Consider the following 439-nt stretch of genomic DNA (forward strand, 5'->3'; position numbering starts at 1 on the left):
GGCGTCCATCCACGCTTGCTCGATCTCAGCCTCGGTCATCGTGTCGACCTTGCCGAACTCTTCGAGCTCCGCGACGACCCACTCCGCGTACGCGTATGAGTCGTTCGGGTCGGAGGTGTACGCCAGCCAGTCGTCCCACTTCTTTCCGAGCGGGCCCCGCTCGCCCTTGACGTCGCTGCGCTGGGTCTTGAAGATCTTCCGCAGATCCTTCAAGTCAGCGGCCATGCGCTTCTCGTCGTAGCTGGGGTCGCGCTTCTGGACGCTCTCGACCATCCGGTCGCCGACGATGTCAAGCAGCGCCTTCGAGTTCAGAAGGTAGTTGTCCTTCTTGGCGAAGAAGTTTCGACCGACGTTCTTCGGGTCGACGATGACGGTAGCGTCCGCCAAGTCCTGCCAGGCGTTTAGTGGTCCAGAGTTCTCCCACATGCCGTCGCTGATC

1 protein-coding gene is annotated in these 439 nt (G+C 61.5%); it reads right to left on the bottom strand.

The window, feature by feature from the left end:
- Positions 1–439, bottom strand: a 439-nt coding sequence (locus tag AC3DE3_RS17415; RefSeq protein ID WP_488370876.1) for a hypothetical protein, incomplete at both ends; no start/stop codon positions are given.

This window comes from Dietzia sp. IBK-p2-16D, from assembly GCF_057773085.1.